Origin of the sequence: Blastomonas ursincola, assembly GCF_013607875.1 — a bacterium.
Taxonomy (GTDB): Bacteria; Pseudomonadota; Alphaproteobacteria; order Sphingomonadales; family Sphingomonadaceae; genus Blastomonas; species Blastomonas ursincola.
In genome coordinates, this window is record NZ_VDES01000002.1 from 249,950 (window position 1) to 266,386 (window position 16,437).

Genomic DNA, 16,437 nt, shown 5'->3' on the forward strand with positions numbered 1-16,437 from the left:
CGCCACTGACCGGCGGCATGGTTACCAGCGTGTCATTTATGCCGCAGTTGCGAAGAAAACGTCAGGACGCGTTGAAGCGCATCGCGCACCAAGCGCACCGCCACTCGGCATTGGGCGCACTTTATTCTTTTTAAAACAAGTGTTTAACGCAGTTGCGAACGATTTCCAGTTGGGTCGTAACATCGTGACTTAAATCTGTCACATTTCCTTCACATTCGTTTCGCTTTTCTGTCCTTAGCGCCGCCTAGTGCGCCGCTCATCTCTTGATTTTTGAGAGCGCTTTCATCGCCGCCAGTGTCCCAAGGGTGGCAAGAAACGGGGAAAGACACATGCAGATTCGCTATTATCTCGCGGCGAGCGCCGCGGCGCTTTCGCTGGCCACCGTGATGGCCGCGCCGGCGCACGCCCAGGAAACGACCTCGTCGATCCGTGGTTCCGTCACCGGCGACGGCGCGCCGCTGGCGGGCGCCGAAGTCAAGATCATCCACACGCCCTCGGGCACGACCGCCACCACCACGACCGACAGCGACGGCAATTTCAGCGCCGTCGGCCTGCGTCTGGGTGGCCCCTTCACGGTTGAAGTCAACGCTTCGGGCTTCGAGCAGTCCTCGGTCACCGACATCTTCCTCCAGGCCGGCCAGCACTTCCGCGTTCCGGTCGAGCTGCAGTCTCAGGCCGTGATCGTCGTGACCGCATCGTCGGTCGCTGCCGTCACCCCGCTCGAATCGGGTGCGGGCACCGTGCTGAGCGCGCGTGACATCGCCGGCGTCTCGAACGTCAACCGCGACATCCGCAACCTCGCCGCGCGCGACCCGCGCGTGAACCTTGACCCGACCAATGGCGGTGCGATCTCGATCGCGGGACAGAACAACCGTTTCAACCGCTTCACCGTCGATGGCGTCGCCTTCGGCGATCCCTTCGGTCTCGAAGCGGGCGGCCTGGTTTCGACCCGTGGCCCGGTTCCGCTCGATGCGATCGGCGAATTCTCGGTCGAAGTCGCCCCCGTCGATATCCAGCAGGGCTTTTTCCAGGGCGGCGCGCTCAACGCACAGCTCAAGTCGGGTAGCAACAGCTTCTCGGGCCTGGCCGGTTTCTATTACGGCGATGACAGCCTGCGCGGTGATACCGCCCGCGGCGTCGTTCGCACCGGTGCCTATGAATCGAAGATCTACACCGCTCAGCTGGCGGGCCCGATCATCAAGGACAAGCTGTTCTTCGCCGTGACCTATGAGCGGCTGCGGGACATCATTCCTGCCCCGATCCTGCCTGGTGCGCTCGGTATTACCGATGCCCAGCTCAGCAACATCAGCGCGATCGCCCAGAGCGCCTATAATTTCGACACCCAGGGCATTGGCGGCAACATTCCCGAAAAGGACGACAAGCTCGTCGCCAAGGTCGACTGGAACATCGCCGATGGCCACCGCGCGACTTTCACCTATATCTACAACAAGGGCAACGTGACCGCAGGCCAGACCGGCATCGGTGCGTTGACTGCGACTAACCCGACCTTCTCGTACCTGTCGAACAACTATAACCAGGGTGCGACCAACCATTTCGGCATCGTTCAGTTCAACGACCAGTGGACCGACAGTTTCTCGACCCAGCTGCGCGTGTCCTATGCCGATTATCTGCGCATTCAGCAGCCTTTTGGCGCAGCGTCCTTTGGTGAGTTCCGCACCTGTCTCGACCCGACCTCGCCTGCGCCGATTACTGGCCAGACCGTGGCTGCGGCAGCGCTCGCCTGTACTGTTGGCCAGCGTCAGCTCACCTTCGGCCCGGACATCAGCCGCCAGGCAAACGAACTCGACGCACAGTCGCTGAATATCGAGTTCCAGGCGACACTGCAGCTCAACAACCACACGCTCAAGCTGATCGCCGAGCGCCGGACCCAGGATATCCGCAACCTGTTCGCCCAGCGCGTCTCGGGTGCCTGGTATTTCGACTCGATCGCCGGTCTTCAGGCGCGCCAGGCGAACGAGCTGAACTTCTCGGCACCGCTGCGTGGCGGTATCGAGACGGTCGCGGCCAATTTCGAGAATAACAGCTGGACCTTCGGTCTGCAGGATACCGTGGACGTCACCGACACGCTGGTGGTGACTGCTGGCTTCCGCTGGGACCTGTTCGACACGCCCGATCGTCCGTTCGTCAACAACGACTTCTTCAACCGCTACGGCTTCACCAACGCCCAGACCCTCAATGGTCGCCAGCTGTTCCAGCCGCGCTTCGGCCTGAACTGGAAGCCCACCGATCGCCTGACCTTCCGTGGTTCGGCGGGTCTGTTCGGTGGCGGCAACCCCAACGTCTGGATTTCGAACAGTTATTCGAACCCCGGTCCGACGCTGGGCAACGTCCAGGTCCGTCGCGTTCCCGGCGTGAACGGTGCTCCTGATACGTTCACCGTCTCGGGCATCGCCGGGCTGTCGGCAGCGCAGCAGAACGCGATTGGCGCAGCTACGCTGAACAACGTTTCGGGAGGCACCGGCATTCCGCAGGCGCTGATCGACGCGATCCGCACCACCGGCACCGCGCAGGCACCGACCAACGCGCTCGATCCGAACTACAAGATCCCGTCGCAGTGGCGCGTTTCGGGTACGCTCGAATATAACGCAAATCTCGGCTTCCTCGGTGACGACTGGCAGTTCGGCGTCGATGTCATCTGGTCGAAGGTCAAGGACGCTCTGACCTGGACCGATCTGCGCTCGGTGGCGACCGGCGTGCTCCCCGATGGCCGCCCGCGCTACAGTGCCCTGCCTGGCCAGGGCACGACCACCAATACCGATATCCTGCTGACCAACGACGGTCGTGGTTACAGCTGGAACGTGGTGGCGCGGGTCGACAAGCGTTGGGACAACGGTTTCCGTCTGGGCGCTTCGTACACCTATCAGCGTGCCAAGGACACCAACTCGGGCACCTCGTCGGTGGCGTTCTCGAACTACACCAACGCGGCCGTCATTGATCCCAATTTCGCAGCTTATGGCATCTCCAACTACCAGCGTGACGACGCCTTCCGCATCGTGATGGGTTATGATGCCAAGCTGTTCGGTGACAATACCACCCGGTTCGAGCTGTTCTTCAACTCGCAGTCGGGTCAGCGTTACAGCTATACCTTTGCCGACCAGGCATCGGGCAACCTGCGTTCGGCGGTCTTCGGTGTCACCGGCACCAACAACCGCTACCTGATGTACGTGCCCAATGTCTCGTCGCGTACGGCTGATCCGCTTGTCACCTATGCAGCGAACTTCGACTTTGCCGGGTTCCAGAACTTCGTCCAGAATTCGGAACTGAACAAGTATCAGGGCCGCATTGCGCCGAAAAATATCGGCAAGTCGCCGCGCTACAACAAGCTAGACCTGTCGCTGCGTCAGGAAGTTCCGTTCTTCCTGGGCACCAAGGTCGAACTGCTGGCGGACGTCGAGAATGTGCTCAACCTTCTCGACTCCGATTGGGGTACCATCCGTCAGGTCGGTTTCCCCTATTACGGTACGCTGGCCAACGTGACCTGCGTAGCACAGGGCACCAACACCTGCGCTCAGTATCAGTTCGCCAACCGCACCGGCACGACCTTCACGGCTCCGGCCGAGGCGGTTGACCTGCGCGGTTCGCTCTGGGCGGTGCGCTTCGGGGTTCGCCTCACTTTCTAATATTCCCCTCGGGGAGAGGATCGGGGGCGCGGTGGGTGACCATCGCGCCCTTTTTCCTGGACGGAACCCCGCGGAGCGCAGGCACGAAAAAGCCCCCTGATCCGGTCCGGGATCAGGGGGCTTTTGCGTACTTTCCATCAAAGCTTGGAAGCTAGCGCAGAGCGTCTGGATGAGGTCGGCTGGTTCCGTCAAAACAATCCCCACGCGAGCATCCCGGATGCCGGGCAAAGTGCTCGACATGGGCTCTCATGCCATTCGATGCGGCCGAATGTATGCGGACGCGGCCATGGCATTCCGGGCATCGCTTGATGCGGGTTTTGCTCATGCGCAGGGCTAACGTCAGGTCTATGCCCTGCCATACCTTGTGAGCATAGACCTCGCAGGCCACTTCATGGATCGCATCAGACATGCGTGCGGATCAGCCCTTGAGATCGGGCGGCAGCGCCTCGTTCTTCAGCATCGCCACCGCCTCGTCGAGCGACAGGAACTGCTGCTGCTGTTCGCCCAGGCGCCGCAGCGCCACGGTGCGCTTCTCGGCCTCCTGCTTGCCGACGACGAGGATATTGGGCACGCGGCCCACCGAATGCTCGCGCACCTTGTAGTTGATCTTCTCGTTGCGCAGATCCTCCTCGACGCGGATGCCCGCCGCCTGAAGCTCTGCGACGACCTCGCGCGCATAATCGTCGGCGTCCGAGACGATGGTCGCGACCACCGCCTGGACCGGCGCGAGCCAGAGCGGGAACTTGCCCGCATAATGCTCGATCAATATGCCGATAAAGCGTTCGTAGCTGCCCAGGATCGCGCGGTGCAGCATGATCGGGCGGTGGCGGTTGCCATCCTCGGCGACATAGCTCGCATCGAGCCGCTCGGGCAGCACGGTATCGGTCTGGATCGTGCCCACCTGCCAGGTGCGGCCGATCGCGTCGGTCAGGTGGAATTCGAGCTTGGGCGCATAGAAGGCGCCTTCGCCGGGCAGCTCTTCCCAACCCCATTCGGGCGTGTTGCGACCGGTCGCGGCGACGGCATCGCGCATCGACTGTTCGGACCAGTCCCACATCTCGTCCGAGCCGAAGCGCTTTTCGGGGCGCAGCGCGAGCTTGATGGCATAGTCGCCAAAGCCCAGATCCTTGTACACCACGTCGAGAAGGTCGCAGAAGCGGCTGATCTCGTCGACCAGCTGGTCCTCGCGGCAGAAGATATGCGCATCGTCCTGCGTGAACTGGCGCACGCGCATCAGGCCGTGCAGCGCGCCGTGCGGCTCGTTGCGGTGGCAGCAGCCCATTTCGGCGAGGCGCAGCGGCAGGTCGCGATAGCTCTTGATCCCCTGGCGGAAGATCAGGACATGCGCCGGGCAGTTCATCGGCTTGAGCGCCATCCACGCGGCGTCGTTCGACACCACCGGGCCCTCGTCCTCGGTGTTCGGCACCTCGTCGGGGATGACGAACATGTTCTCGCGATACTTGCCCCAATGGCCCGACTGCTCCCATTGGCGCGCGTCCATCACCTGCGGGGTCTTGACCTCGAGATAGCCTGCCGCGTCGAGCCGGCGGCGCATATAGGCCTCGAGCGCGCGATAGATCACGAAGCCGCGCGGGTGCCAGAAGACGCTCCCATGCGCTTCCTGCTGCAGGTGGAACAGGTCCATTTCCTGGCCGATCTTGCGATGGTCGCGCTTGGCGGCTTCCTCGAGGCGGAGCAGATGCGCATCGAGTTGCTTCTTGTTGAGCCAGCCGGTGCCGTAGATGCGCGACAATTGCGGGTTGCGCTGGTCGCCGCGCCAATAGGCGCCCGACACGCGCGTCAGCTTGAACGCGGCAGGGTCGAGCCTGCCGGTGGAGGCGAGATGCGGGCCGCGGCACATGTCCATCCAGTCGTCACCCGACCAGTAGACGCTGATCTCTTCGCCCTGGGGCAGCTCGGCCGCCCATTCGGCCTTGAACGTCTCGCCCTGCTCGCGCCAGCGCGCGATCAGCGCGTCGCGGTCCCACACCTCGCGGCGCAAGGGCTTGTTCGCGGCGATGATGCGGCGCATTTCGGCCTCGATTCCCGGAAGGTCCTCGTCGGTGAACGGCCGCTGCTTTCCATCGATGTTTGGGGGCGCGAAATCGTAATAGAAGCCGTCATCGGTCGAGGGGCCGAAGGTGATCTGCGTGCCCGGGAACAGGTTCTGCACCGCTTCGGCGAGCACATGCGCAAAATCGTGCCGCGCGAGCTCCAGCGCATCGGCTTCGTCCTTCGCAGTGACCAGGGCCAGCGTCGCATCGCCGGTGAACGGGCGAGTGATGTCGCGCAGCTCGCCATCGACGCGCGCCGCGATCGCCGCCTTGGCAAGGCCGGGGCCGATCGCGGCGGCGACATCGGCAGGGGTGGACCCTTGCGGCATCTCGCGCACCGAACCATCGGGCAGGCTGATCTTCAAAAGCTGGGACATGGCCGTGTTTCCTGTTGTTCCGCCCATTCGTGTCGCAGCGCCATGGCACAAACCGCCGCGCCCCAAAAGGGGTTACGCGCCTGTGTGTCGTGCCGGAATGTGCGGGGAGGAGCCGACGCCGCGCCACCCGCTCCGGGTGGCTGGCTCCGCGTGTTCAGCCCACGCAGCCCCGCCCCCGGAAACCCGGAGTGGTGGTGCTAGTGAGGGTGCGGATGCTCGCCATGGCGGAGGATATAGCGATGAAGGGTGAAGGAGTCACTAGCGAAGGGGCCGCCTACCGAAGCCCTACCCCTCGATGGGGGAGGGTGGGGTGGGGGTGATCGCTCGGGATCATGCCATAGTGCCAGGACGCACCCTCACCCTCACCGCTGCGGCTAGGCTCCTGCGTCGCCAAGCCTCGCTGCCTCTCCCATGGAGGGAGAGGCGGACTTCCCCCTCTTCCCCTCCCGCGTGCGGGAGGGGAAGACGCTTGGCTAGCCACGCTGCCGCCACTCGGCTAAGCCGCAGCCCATGACCAACACCCTCTCGTTTCTCGACCGCGCCGATCGGCCGCGCCTTGTCTATTCACACCGCCGCGCTGCGCCCGAGCGCGCGGGTGCCCCGACACTCGTCTTCCTGCCCGGCTATGCCAGCGACATGACCGGGACCAAGGCGCTGGCGCTCGACGCCTGGGCGGGGGAGACCGGCCATGCGATGCTGCGCTTCGATTATGCCGGGTGCGGGGCGAGCAGCGGCAAGTTCGAGGATCAGGCGCTGGCCGACTGGCGCGATGACGTACTGGCGTTGATCGACACGGTGGTCAGCGGCCCGGTGCTGCTGGTCGGTTCGTCGATGGGCGGCTGGCTGGCGCTGCTGGTCGCGCTTGCCCGGCCGCAGCGCGTCGCAGGCATTGTCGGCATCGCCGCCGCGCCCGATTTCACCATGTGGGGCTTTTCCCAGGAGGAGAAGATGACGATCCTCACCGAAGGACGGCTTGAGCGCGCGAGCGAATACGGTCCCGAGCCGATGGTGACCACGCGCCGCTTCTGGCAGTCGGGCGAGGGCAACCGCGTGCTGATCGGCGAGATCGCCTATGACGGCCCGGTGCGGCTGATCCAGGGGCAGAACGACCCCGACGTGCCGTGGCAATATGCGCTGGAGACTACGAAGCAGCTGCGATCGGCCGACGTGCAGCTTCTGCTGATCAAGGACGGCGACCACCGCCTCTCGCGTGATGGCGACATCGCGCTGCTGGTGCAGACGGTGGGGAATCTGCTGATACAGCTTTCATCCACCTGACCCGTCACCCCCGCGAAAGCGGGGTCCCGCTTTTGCGCGCCCGTTGCTGAAGAAGAGGGATTCCCGCGTTCGCGGGAATGACGATTATGCGAGCGGCGCTTCCCTGACGATCGGCCTCGGGCGGTGGTTCTCGTCCAGCGCGACGAAGGTGAAGAGCCCGCTGGTCACGCGCACTTCCTCCGCGCCGCGCCCGCGCGTGGCGATCACGTCGAGCCGGATCGCGATCGAGGTGCGGCCCACCCGCTCGACCTCGCCATAGATCGAGATGATGTCGCGCAGCAGGATTGGCGCGAGGAACTGCATCGTCTCGATCGCGACGGTGGCGCAGGGCCCCTGCACTTCGCGGCCCGCGACGATGCCGCCTGCGATATCCATCTGCGCCAGCACCCAGCCGCCGAAGATATGGCCGTTCGAGTTGATGTCGGCAGGCGCGGGCACCACGCGCAGCACGGGTTCGCGTCCCGCGGTCAGCGATCCGGTCGGTTCGGACATGAAAAAGACCCCCTCAAGGCGCGTCGGGATCGAGCGCGTCGTCTATCGATTCGTCATGGCCGGTGCCGCTGGAAAGGAACACCAGCCCCATCAGCGCCGCCGTCAGCAGCATCGTAAAGCCGATGCCGAGCGCTGCGGCAATATAGAGATGGATCGAGACCAGCCCGTGCAGCAGGAACAGCGTGCCCAGGATGAGCCCGATCGCCAGTGTGGTCACTGCCGCCATCCAACCCATGACGCGCCAATAGCGGCCCCAGGCGAAACGGGCATAAGCGGGATCGTCCAGATTCGAATAGCGCGGCATGGGCAGGGATATAGGTCCTCGCGGCTTTTCTTTCCAAGCATTTCGTGGGACGATGCTTCTGCCTTGAGTCGCTCTGGCGGCGCTCATGTTTCGGCGCTGCCTCCCTAGAAGGCGACCGGGCCGTGCCCAAGGAGAGCGCCTGCCATGACCATTGCCCATATCCTTTCCGGCCGCGACGGAACCGTCCACCAGTGCGCGTGCAGTGCCACGGTGCGCGATGCCGCCAATCTGCTCGCGGAGAAACGCATCGGCGCGCTGCCCATCGTGCGCGACGGCGAGGTGGTGGGCATCTTTTCCGAGCGCGACCTGGTCTACAAGCTGCACGCCCAAGGGCCAGAGGTGCTCGATCAGCCGGTCGAGGCGGCGATGACCGCGCCGGCGATCACGGTCACGCCCGATACCCAGGTCATGTCCGCGCTGTCGCTGATGACCCGGCGGCGCATCCGCCACCTGCCGGTGGTGGAGGGGACGACGCTGATCGGCTTCGTGTCGATCGGCGATCTGGTCAAGTATCGCATCGACAAGATCGAAAGCGAGGCGGCGGCGCTCAGGGATTATATCCAGAGCGTTTGAACCGGGGGATTGGGTGCCGACGTCCCTCGACTTCGCTCGGGAACTCGGAAAAGGTCGTTCAAAGGCGAGACGCACCCCCTCCGTTTGTCCCGAGCCCTTCGACTGGCTGGCCAGCCAGCCGCTCAGGATGAACTAAAGTCGAGGGACGTGTGCGCAACCCTCGCTGCGTAAGCCTATCGCATCAGTCCGCCGAGCAGGTTGCGCGCGAAGCGGCCCAGGCCCGGAAAGCCGAACGCCTTGCCGATTTCGGTCGCGACCTCGCCCGCTGCTGCCGTCGCCGCCGACGCGACCGGACGCGCGCTGCTCTTCTTGCCGCGCAGCGCGCCCGCGATCACCGCGCCCGCCGAAGCCGCCGCTGCGCCTGCCGCCGCATTGCCTGCCTTGGCCCAGACCGATGTCGTCTTGCGCGGCTGCTTTGCGACCTCTTCTTTGCCCTTGGCCTCGACCTCCTCGGCCACGGCAGCGGCATCGGCAGCCTTGTGCGCCAGCACCTCCATCGCCGACTCGCGCTCCACGCGCGTGTCATACTTGCCGTCGTGCGGCGAGACCGACTGGATGATCGCGCGCTCCTTGGGCGTCAGCGGCCCCAGCCGCGAGCGCGGCGGGCGGATCAGCGTGCGCTGGGTGATCGAGGGCGATCCGTCCTCCAGCAGCGTCGAGACCAAGGCTTCGCCGACCTTGAGCTCGGTGATCGCGGTGGCGACATCGAGATCGGGGTTGATGCGGAAGGTATCGGCGGCGGCGCGGATCGCCTTCTGGTCGCGCGGGGTGAAGGCGCGCAGCGCGTGCTGCACCCGGTTGCCGAGCTGGCCGGCGACCTTTTCGGGAATGTCGATCGGGTTCTGCGTGACGAAATAGACGCCGACGCCCTTGGAGCGGATCAGGCGCACGACCTGCTCGATCTTCTCTTCCAGCGCTTCCGGCACGTCATCGAACAGCAGATGCGCCTCGTCGAAGAAGAAGACGAGCTTCGGCTTTTCGGGGTCGCCGACTTCCGGAAGCGTCTCGAACAGTTCGGACAGCAGCCAGAGCAGGAAGGTGGCGTAGAGCTTGGGGCTCTGCATCAGCTTGTCGGCGGCGAGCACGTTGATATAGCCGCGCCCCTGATCGTCGCAGCGCAGGAAATCGTCGATCTCCAGCGCCGGTTCGCCGAAGAACTGGCCTGCGCCCTGGCTTTCCAGCTGGAGCAGCTGGCGCTGGATCGTGCCGACGCTGGCCTTGGTGACATTGCCGAACCGCGCGGACAGCTCGCTCGCGTTTTCGGCGGTATAGGCGAGCACTGATTGCAGGTCGGCGAGGTCGAGCAGCAGCAGCCCTTGTTCGTCGGCAAAGCGGAAGGCGATGTTGAGCACGCCTTCCTGCGTGTCATTGAGGCCCATGAGCCGCGCGAGCAGCAGCGGCCCCATCTCGCTGATCGTGGTGCGGATCGGGTGACCCTGTTCGCCATAGAGGTCCCAGAACACGGCGGGATTGTCCGAATAGGCAAAACCTTCGAGCCCGATCTCGGCCGCGCGCGCGACGAGTTTTTCGTGCGCCTTGTGGGCCGGCGATCCGGGCATCGCGATGCCGGCCAGGTCGCCCTTCACATCGGCGACGAACACCGGCACGCCTTCGGCGGAGAAGCTTTCGGCAATGCCCTGCAGGGTCACCGTCTTGCCGGTGCCGGTCGCCCCCGCGATCATCCCGTGCCGGTTGGCGCGCGACAGGATCAGCATCTGCTTCTCGCCGCCGCCCAGGCCTAGAAAGATGTCGGACATGCCATTCCCCTGCTGATCGTGCTGGTGCCGGTATGCCGCGCCGATGGGGGCAAGTCGAGGGCGAGGGTGTGTAAACTGTGACCACCGCCGCTCAGCCTGAGCCTGCCGAAGGCCCCGCGCCAAGGGTTCCAATCACACCATCGTCATTCCCGCGAATGCGGGAATCCCGCTTGCTTGTGCCGATCGATCCGAGAAAGCGGGACCCCCGCCTGCGCGGGGGTGACGTGTGGATTGGTCGGAGCGGCGGTGGAGGCCTTCGACAGGCTCAGGCTGAGCGGGCGGGGGTGAAGGGCCAGGCGCTGCGGGATTCGCTCAAACCCAGCCCGCCTCAAATCCAGCCCGCGAGCTCCCGCCGCACCAGCGTCTCGAGCATGTCCATCCCCTCGGCGCTGGCATTGAGGCACGGCAGGTAGGCGAATTTCTCGCCGCCTGCGTGCTCGAACTGCTCGCGGCCCTGGATCGCCAGCTCCTCGAGCGTCTCGAGGCAATCGACCGAAAAACCCGGCGCGACGATGGCGATGCGCTTGACGCCCTTCCTGCCGAGCGCCTCGAGCGTCGCGTCGGTGGCCGGTTCCAGCCATTTGGCGCGGCCGAAGCGCGACTGGAACGAGACGATCAGGTTGCGCCCCATCGCCTCGCTCAAGAGGCGCGCGGTCTTGCGGCACTGGCAGTGATAGGGATCGCCCAGATGCAGCGTGCGCAGCGGCATGCCGTGAAAGCTGGTGACGATCTCCTCGGGCTCGAAATCGAGCGAGGCGATCGCGTGCTCGATATTGCGCTTCAAGGCATCGATATGCGCCGGATCGTCATGATAGGCGGGCAGGGTGCGGATCGCGGGCTGCCAGCGCATCGCCTGCAGCACCTCGAACGCCTTGTCATTGGCGGTGCCGGTGGTCGCGCCCGAATATTGCGGGTAGAGCGGGGCGAGCAGGATGCGGTCGCACCCGGCGTCCTTCATCGCCTTGATCCGCGATTCGATCGAAGGCTGGCCATAGCGCATTGCCAGATCGACCAGCACGCCGTCGCCCAGCCGCTGCTGTAGCGCCTCGGTCTGGCGGCGCGAATAGACCATCAGCGGCGATCCGTGATCGGTCCATACCTCGGCATAGGCGGCGGCGGATTTCTGCGGCCGGGTGTTCAAGATGACGCCGCGCAGCAGCGGCTGCCAGACGATCGCGGGGATCTCGACCACGCGCTTGTCCGAGAGGAACTCGCCCAGATAATCGCGCACCGCCTTGGTCGTGGGAGCAGCGGGCGTGCCGAGGTTGATCAGCAGCACGCCGACCTTCGGCTTCAGGATCGGCGGATGCTCGGGCGGCGGTGCCGTGCCCGACCGGGAAATTTCGCTATCGCTCACAGGCCACCTGACAGCAGGGGCAGCTGGCGCAGGCGCAGGCCGGTTGCCGAAGCGAGCGCATTGGCGATGGCAGGCGCCACGGCGGGCACGCCGATTTCGCCCAGCCCCGCAGGCGGCTCCTGGCTTTCGATAAGGTCCACACGGATCTCCGGAATGTCCGCGAGCAGCGGCAGGGAAAGGTCATTGAGCGCTCTGGCATCGGGATAGCCATCGGTCCAGCCGGTGGCGCACCCCATCGCCATAGCAAGGCCGAATATCATGCCGCCCTCTATCTGTTGCAAGGCTATGTCGTGATTGATGATGCGTCCGGCATCGACCACGGCGGAAAGCCGCTCCACCCGGAAGCCGCCGCGCCCGGTGCCGCCCTGCGCGCCGTCGCTCGCGCGCGAGGCGCTGGCGATCACCGCGATATGCGCGCCGTTCCACGAACAGCAGGCGACGCCCTGGCCGCTATTGTCCATGCCGCCATCCCATTCGCCCAGCCCCGCGACGCGGGTGAGGCAATTGGCGAGGCGGATGTTCTGCCCCAGCATCTGCACCCGGTAGGACAAGGGCTCGCGCCGTCCGCGCGATGCCAGCTCGTCGATAAAGGTTTCGGTGACGAACACGCCATAGCTTGCCGCATTGCCGCGCCAGCGCCCCGTCGGCACGTCGATGCGCACCGGATAATGATCGATCGCGAGATGCGGGATGTCATAGGGCACCATCGCGCCTGCCACCGCCATGCGGTCGGCTTCGCCGCTGGTCGTCTCGATCGCGTCCGTCGGATGCGCGTCCTCGAACAGCCGCTGCGCGAATTCGCGTGCGCTGGGCGGGCAGGCAATCTTGATAGAAAGCGCGCGGATGTTCGCCTCGGTGTCGGTCAGCGCGGCGACGCGCGCGGCGGCGGGCGTGCGCACCGGGTCGCGCGCGGATTCTTCCAGGCGCGAGCGCATCAGCTGCACCGGGCGGCGCAGATCGCGCGCGAGGATCGCGGCAGGCGCCACCAGATCGTCGTCGAGCCTGCGGTCGAACGATCCGCCTGCAGGCATCGGATAGATCTGCACATTGGCGACCGGAATGCCGAGCGCGGCGGCGGCGCGGCGGCGCGCGACCTGCGGGGCCTGGCTCGCGACCCATAGCTCCAGCCGGTTGTCGGCAAAGCGCGCGGTGACCGCGCCTGTTTCCAGCGTCGCATGCGGCGCGGCGGCGATGGCGTAGCGCGCCGCCAGCCCCTTGGCGGAGGCAAAGCCTGCATCCTCCTCGCCGCGCGCGAACATCCGGTAGCCGGTTCGTCCGCCCTTGTCCGGCCCGTCGAGCGCCTTGTCGAGCCGCTCGGCAATCTGTTCGCCGCTAAGCTTTCCGCCGATATGCGCGAAGCGCGGGCGCAATAGCCGCACCGCCTTGTCCGCGCCCCACCAGCTGGTTGCGACCGCCGCCACCCAGTCCTCGCCCTGGACCACGTCGATCAGTCCGGTGACACCGTCCGCCGGCTTGCGGCTGACGCTTTCGAGACGCACCGCGCCGACCGGCCCCTGGCGGATCGCGGCATAGACCATGTCGGGCAGGCGCACATCACCCGCAAAGCTGGCGCTGCCATCGACCTTGGCGGGCAGGTCGAGCCGCGCGAACGGTGGCGCATCGCCGATCGGTTCGGCGCGGACATTGCCGGGCAGGGTGGTGCGCAACGGCGCCGGGCTGGGCACGGGATAGCCCACCGCTTCTTCGGCCAGCTCGGCAAAGCGCAGCTTCTCGTTGCCCCAGACGACGAACCCGTCGCGGGTATCGGTTTCCTCGACCGCAGCACCCCAGCGATCCGCCGCCGCCTGGCACAGCATCGCGCGCGCGGTCGCCGCTGCGGCACGATAGCTCGGCTCGTACGCGATCACTTCGGTATCGCCTGCGGTCACGACAAAATCGCGCATCGCCGCCCAGCGGCGGATCAGGATGTCGTTCTCGTCGGGCTGAAGCGTCCATCCGCTCGGCATCAGCAGTGGCATCCATTCGCTCGCCAGCCGGTTGTTGGCAAAGACCGGAACGGGCGGCGCGGGTTCGAGTGCGATCGTGCGCCAGTCCGCGCCCAGCTCTTCCGCCACGATCTGCGCGAGCACGGTACCCACGCCCTGGCCCATTTCGCAATGCGGATTGCCGACGATCACCGTGCCGTTGGTGGCGATGCGCAGGAACGCGCCGAAGGCCGCCTCGCCTTCGGCAAAGCCGGGCGAATCGTCATAGCGGCGCGGCCAAAGTGCCCAGGCGACGGTCAATCCCGCCCCGGCCGCCGCCGTGATCAGCAGCCCGCGCCGCGTGATCAGCGCCATGGTCGCTCAGCCCGCCTTACCGAAGCGGTTGTCGATCCAGGTCGAGATGCGCGCGGCGATGCTGCCGAACGCATCGGCGATCAGCCCCTCGCCCGAGGCCGGCGGCACGCCCGCGTCCGATGACTTGCGGATCGCCATGTCGAGCGGCACCCGGCCAAGAAACGGCAGGTTCATCGACTTGGCCGCCGCTTCCGCGCCGCCGATGCCGAACGGATCGGACAGCTCGCCGCAATGTGGGCAGACATAGCCCGCCATGTTCTCGATCAGCCCGATGATGGGAACGCTGCCCTGTTCGAACAGGCTGATCGCGCGCACCGCGTCCATCAGCGCCAGGTCCTGCGGGGTGGAGACGATCACCGCGCCGGCGGGCTTGTGCTTTTGCAGCATGGAAAGCTGCACGTCGCCCGTGCCCGGCGGCAGGTCGACGATGATGTCGGTCACGTCGCCCCAATGCGCGTCGATCAGCTGGCCCAGCGCATTGCCCGCCATCGGCCCGCGCCACGCGATCGCCTGGCCCGGCTGCACCAGATGCCCCATAGAGAGGATCGGCACGCCATAATCATTGGGCACTGGCACCAGCTTCTGGTCGCGCGCGGTGGGCTTCACATCCTCGCAATCGAACAGGCGCGGCTGCGACGGACCATAGATATCGGCATCGACCAGCCCGACCTTGCGCCCGGCACGGTGCAGTGCGACCGCGAGATTGGCCGAAAAGGTCGACTTGCCGACCCCGCCCTTGCCAGAGCCCACCACGATCAGCCGGGGCGGGCGACGCTCGGCGGTCATCGCGACCTGCACCTTGCTCACACCCTCGAGCTTGAGCAGCGCGCCCTTGACCGCAATCTCCAGTCTGTCGCGCGCAAGCGGCTCGAGCCCTGCCACGTCGAGCACCAGCGATACCACGCCGCCATCGCGCAGCTTGACCGCGCTGGCGCGTCCTTCGCTGGCGCCTGCCGCTACGGCCTCGATCTCGTTCAGCTCTGCCATCAGTTCCTCGCGCATGAAGCGGTGTGCGCCCCCGAGCCAGCTCTGCTCGTGATCGCTCCGCCCCGCCTAGACGAAATGCGGGTCAACGCACAATACAAGCGCACGAACCCCCTGTTTTTTGCGAAGGCACAACCTATAAAGGTCCTATGACAAGACTGACCGGGTGGTTCCCCCGCATATTGACGATGGCCAATAACAGCCCCTGGGGCAGCGGATCGGGAGGTTCGGGCGGCTCCGGCGATTCCGGTTCGGGTGGCAGCGATGGCGGCGGAACCGGCGGCGGTTCCAACGGCGGCGGTCCGCGCAACCCCTGGCAGCCTTCCGGCAATGGCGGCAGCGGCGGTCGCAAGCCCAACAATATCGAGGACCTGTTCAAGCGTCGCCCGGGCGGCGGAGGCGGCGGTGGTTTCCGCGGCGGCGGCTTTGGCGGCCTGCCCAAGCGTCCCAATGGCAAGAGCTATGTGCCGATCGCGGTCGGCGCGGTCGTCGTCGCCTGGCTGGTGCTGTCGAGCTTCCACCGCGTCGGCCCGCAGGAGCGCGGCGTCGTCACCTTCCTCGGCAGCTATTCGCGCACGGTCGAGCCCGGCATCGCGCTGACGCTGCCCGCGCCGATCGAATCGTTCGAGACGGTCGACGTGCAGAACATCCGCACCATCGACATTCCCGCCGCAGGCACGCAGGAAAACCTGATCCTCACCGGCGACCAGAATCTCGTCGATCTCGCCTATTCGGTGCGCTGGACGATCAAGGACCCCACGCTCTACCTGTTCCAGCTGGCCGACCCCGAAGCGACGATCCGCGAGGCCGCCGAAGCCGCGATGCGCGCCAGCGTCGCCGAAGTGACGCTCGACGATGCCATCGGCCCCGGCCGTATCGAGGTCGAGCAGAAGGTCGAGCAGCGGATGAAGGAGCTGCTCGACAGCTACCGTTCGGGCATCCAGGTGCAGGGCGTCGCGATCAAGAAGGCCGATCCGCCCGAAGCGGTGAACGAGGCGTTCAAGGCCGTGTCCGCCGCGCAGCAGGAAGCGCAGACCTATCTCAACGAGGCCCGCGCCTATGCGCAGCAGCTCACCGCCGCTGCCCAGGGCGAGGCCGCCGCGTTCGACAAGGTGTACGAGGAATATCGCCTCGCGCCCGAAGTGACGCGTCGCCGCATGTATTACGAGACCATGGAGCGGGTGCTGTCCAAGCTTGACAAAACGATCATCGAACCGGGCAATGTGACCCCGTATCTGCCGCTGCCCGAGCTGCGCAAGAAGATGCAGGAGAGCACAACCGTCGAAGCTCCTCGTGCGCAGGGAGGGTCGAACTGATGAA

11 protein-coding genes are annotated in these 16,437 nt (G+C 65.7%); 4 read left to right on the forward strand and 7 right to left on the reverse strand.

Going from position 1 to position 16,437, the window contains the following annotated elements; genetic code table 11:
• Positions 1-329: 329 nt before the first annotated feature.
• The gene (locus FG486_RS07270; RefSeq protein WP_181267073.1) at positions 330-3,641 is read left to right on the forward strand and encodes a TonB-dependent receptor; all 3,312 of its coding nucleotides are present in this window, start codon (positions 330-332) and stop codon (positions 3,639-3,641) included.
• A gap of 418 nt (positions 3,642-4,059) precedes the next feature.
• On the opposite strand, the gene thrS is transcribed toward FG486_RS07270, so the two are convergent.
• On the reverse strand, positions 4,060-6,072 hold the full coding sequence (gene thrS, locus FG486_RS07275; protein WP_181267074.1) for a threonine--tRNA ligase: 2,013 nt from the start codon (positions 6,070-6,072) through the stop codon (positions 4,060-4,062).
• Positions 6,073-6,582: 510 nt separating this feature from the next.
• Here thrS and FG486_RS07280 point away from each other — a divergent pair.
• Positions 6,583-7,350 carry an alpha/beta hydrolase gene (locus FG486_RS07280; RefSeq protein ID WP_181267075.1) on the forward strand — a complete coding sequence of 256 codons (768 nt, stop codon included), beginning with the start codon at positions 6,583-6,585 and terminating at the stop codon, positions 7,348-7,350.
• 84 nt (positions 7,351-7,434) lie between these two features.
• Here FG486_RS07280 and FG486_RS07285 read toward each other — a convergent pair whose 3' ends face one another.
• A complete protein-coding gene (locus FG486_RS07285; RefSeq protein WP_066284021.1) occupies positions 7,435-7,842 on the reverse strand; it encodes an acyl-CoA thioesterase in 408 nt (135 codons plus the stop codon).
• Between the two features lie 13 nt (positions 7,843-7,855).
• A complete protein-coding gene (locus FG486_RS07290; RefSeq protein WP_066284024.1) occupies positions 7,856-8,146 on the reverse strand; it encodes a hypothetical protein in 291 nt (96 codons plus the stop codon).
• Between the two features lie 144 nt (positions 8,147-8,290).
• On the opposite strand from FG486_RS07290, the gene FG486_RS07295 reads away from it, so the two are divergent.
• The gene (locus FG486_RS07295; RefSeq protein WP_066284027.1) at positions 8,291-8,719 is read left to right on the forward strand and encodes a CBS domain-containing protein; all 429 of its coding nucleotides are present in this window, start codon (positions 8,291-8,293) and stop codon (positions 8,717-8,719) included.
• A gap of 173 nt (positions 8,720-8,892) precedes the next feature.
• Here the strand turns inward: FG486_RS07295 and FG486_RS07300 are convergent, their stop codons facing one another.
• From FG486_RS07300 to FG486_RS07315, 4 genes are all read right to left on the reverse strand, one after another.
• Positions 8,893-10,476: a helicase HerA-like domain-containing protein gene (locus FG486_RS07300; protein ID WP_181267076.1), complete on the reverse strand. Its 1,584-nt coding sequence runs from the start codon at positions 10,474-10,476 to the stop codon at positions 8,893-8,895.
• A 328-nt stretch (positions 10,477-10,804) separates the two neighbouring features.
• Positions 10,805-11,833: a ferrochelatase gene (hemH, locus tag FG486_RS07305; protein WP_338401587.1), complete on the reverse strand. Its 1,029-nt coding sequence runs from the start codon at positions 11,831-11,833 to the stop codon at positions 10,805-10,807.
• Entirely contained in the window at positions 11,830-14,133 is a 2,304-nt protein-coding gene (locus FG486_RS07310; protein WP_181267077.1) for a xanthine dehydrogenase family protein molybdopterin-binding subunit, read from the reverse strand. Before FG486_RS07310 ends, hemH begins: the two co-directional genes overlap by 4 nt.
• A 6-nt stretch (positions 14,134-14,139) precedes the next feature.
• Positions 14,140-15,120 carry an Mrp/NBP35 family ATP-binding protein gene (locus FG486_RS07315; protein ID WP_066282591.1) on the reverse strand — a complete coding sequence of 327 codons (981 nt, stop codon included), beginning with the start codon at positions 15,118-15,120 and terminating at the stop codon, positions 14,140-14,142.
• A 146-nt stretch (positions 15,121-15,266) separates the two neighbouring features.
• On the opposite strand from FG486_RS07315, the gene hflK reads away from it, so the two are divergent.
• Complete coding sequence (hflK, locus tag FG486_RS07320) at positions 15,267-16,433, forward strand: FtsH protease activity modulator HflK (protein WP_181267078.1); 1,167 nt, start codon at positions 15,267-15,269, stop codon at positions 16,431-16,433.
• Positions 16,434-16,437 lie beyond the last annotated feature (4 nt).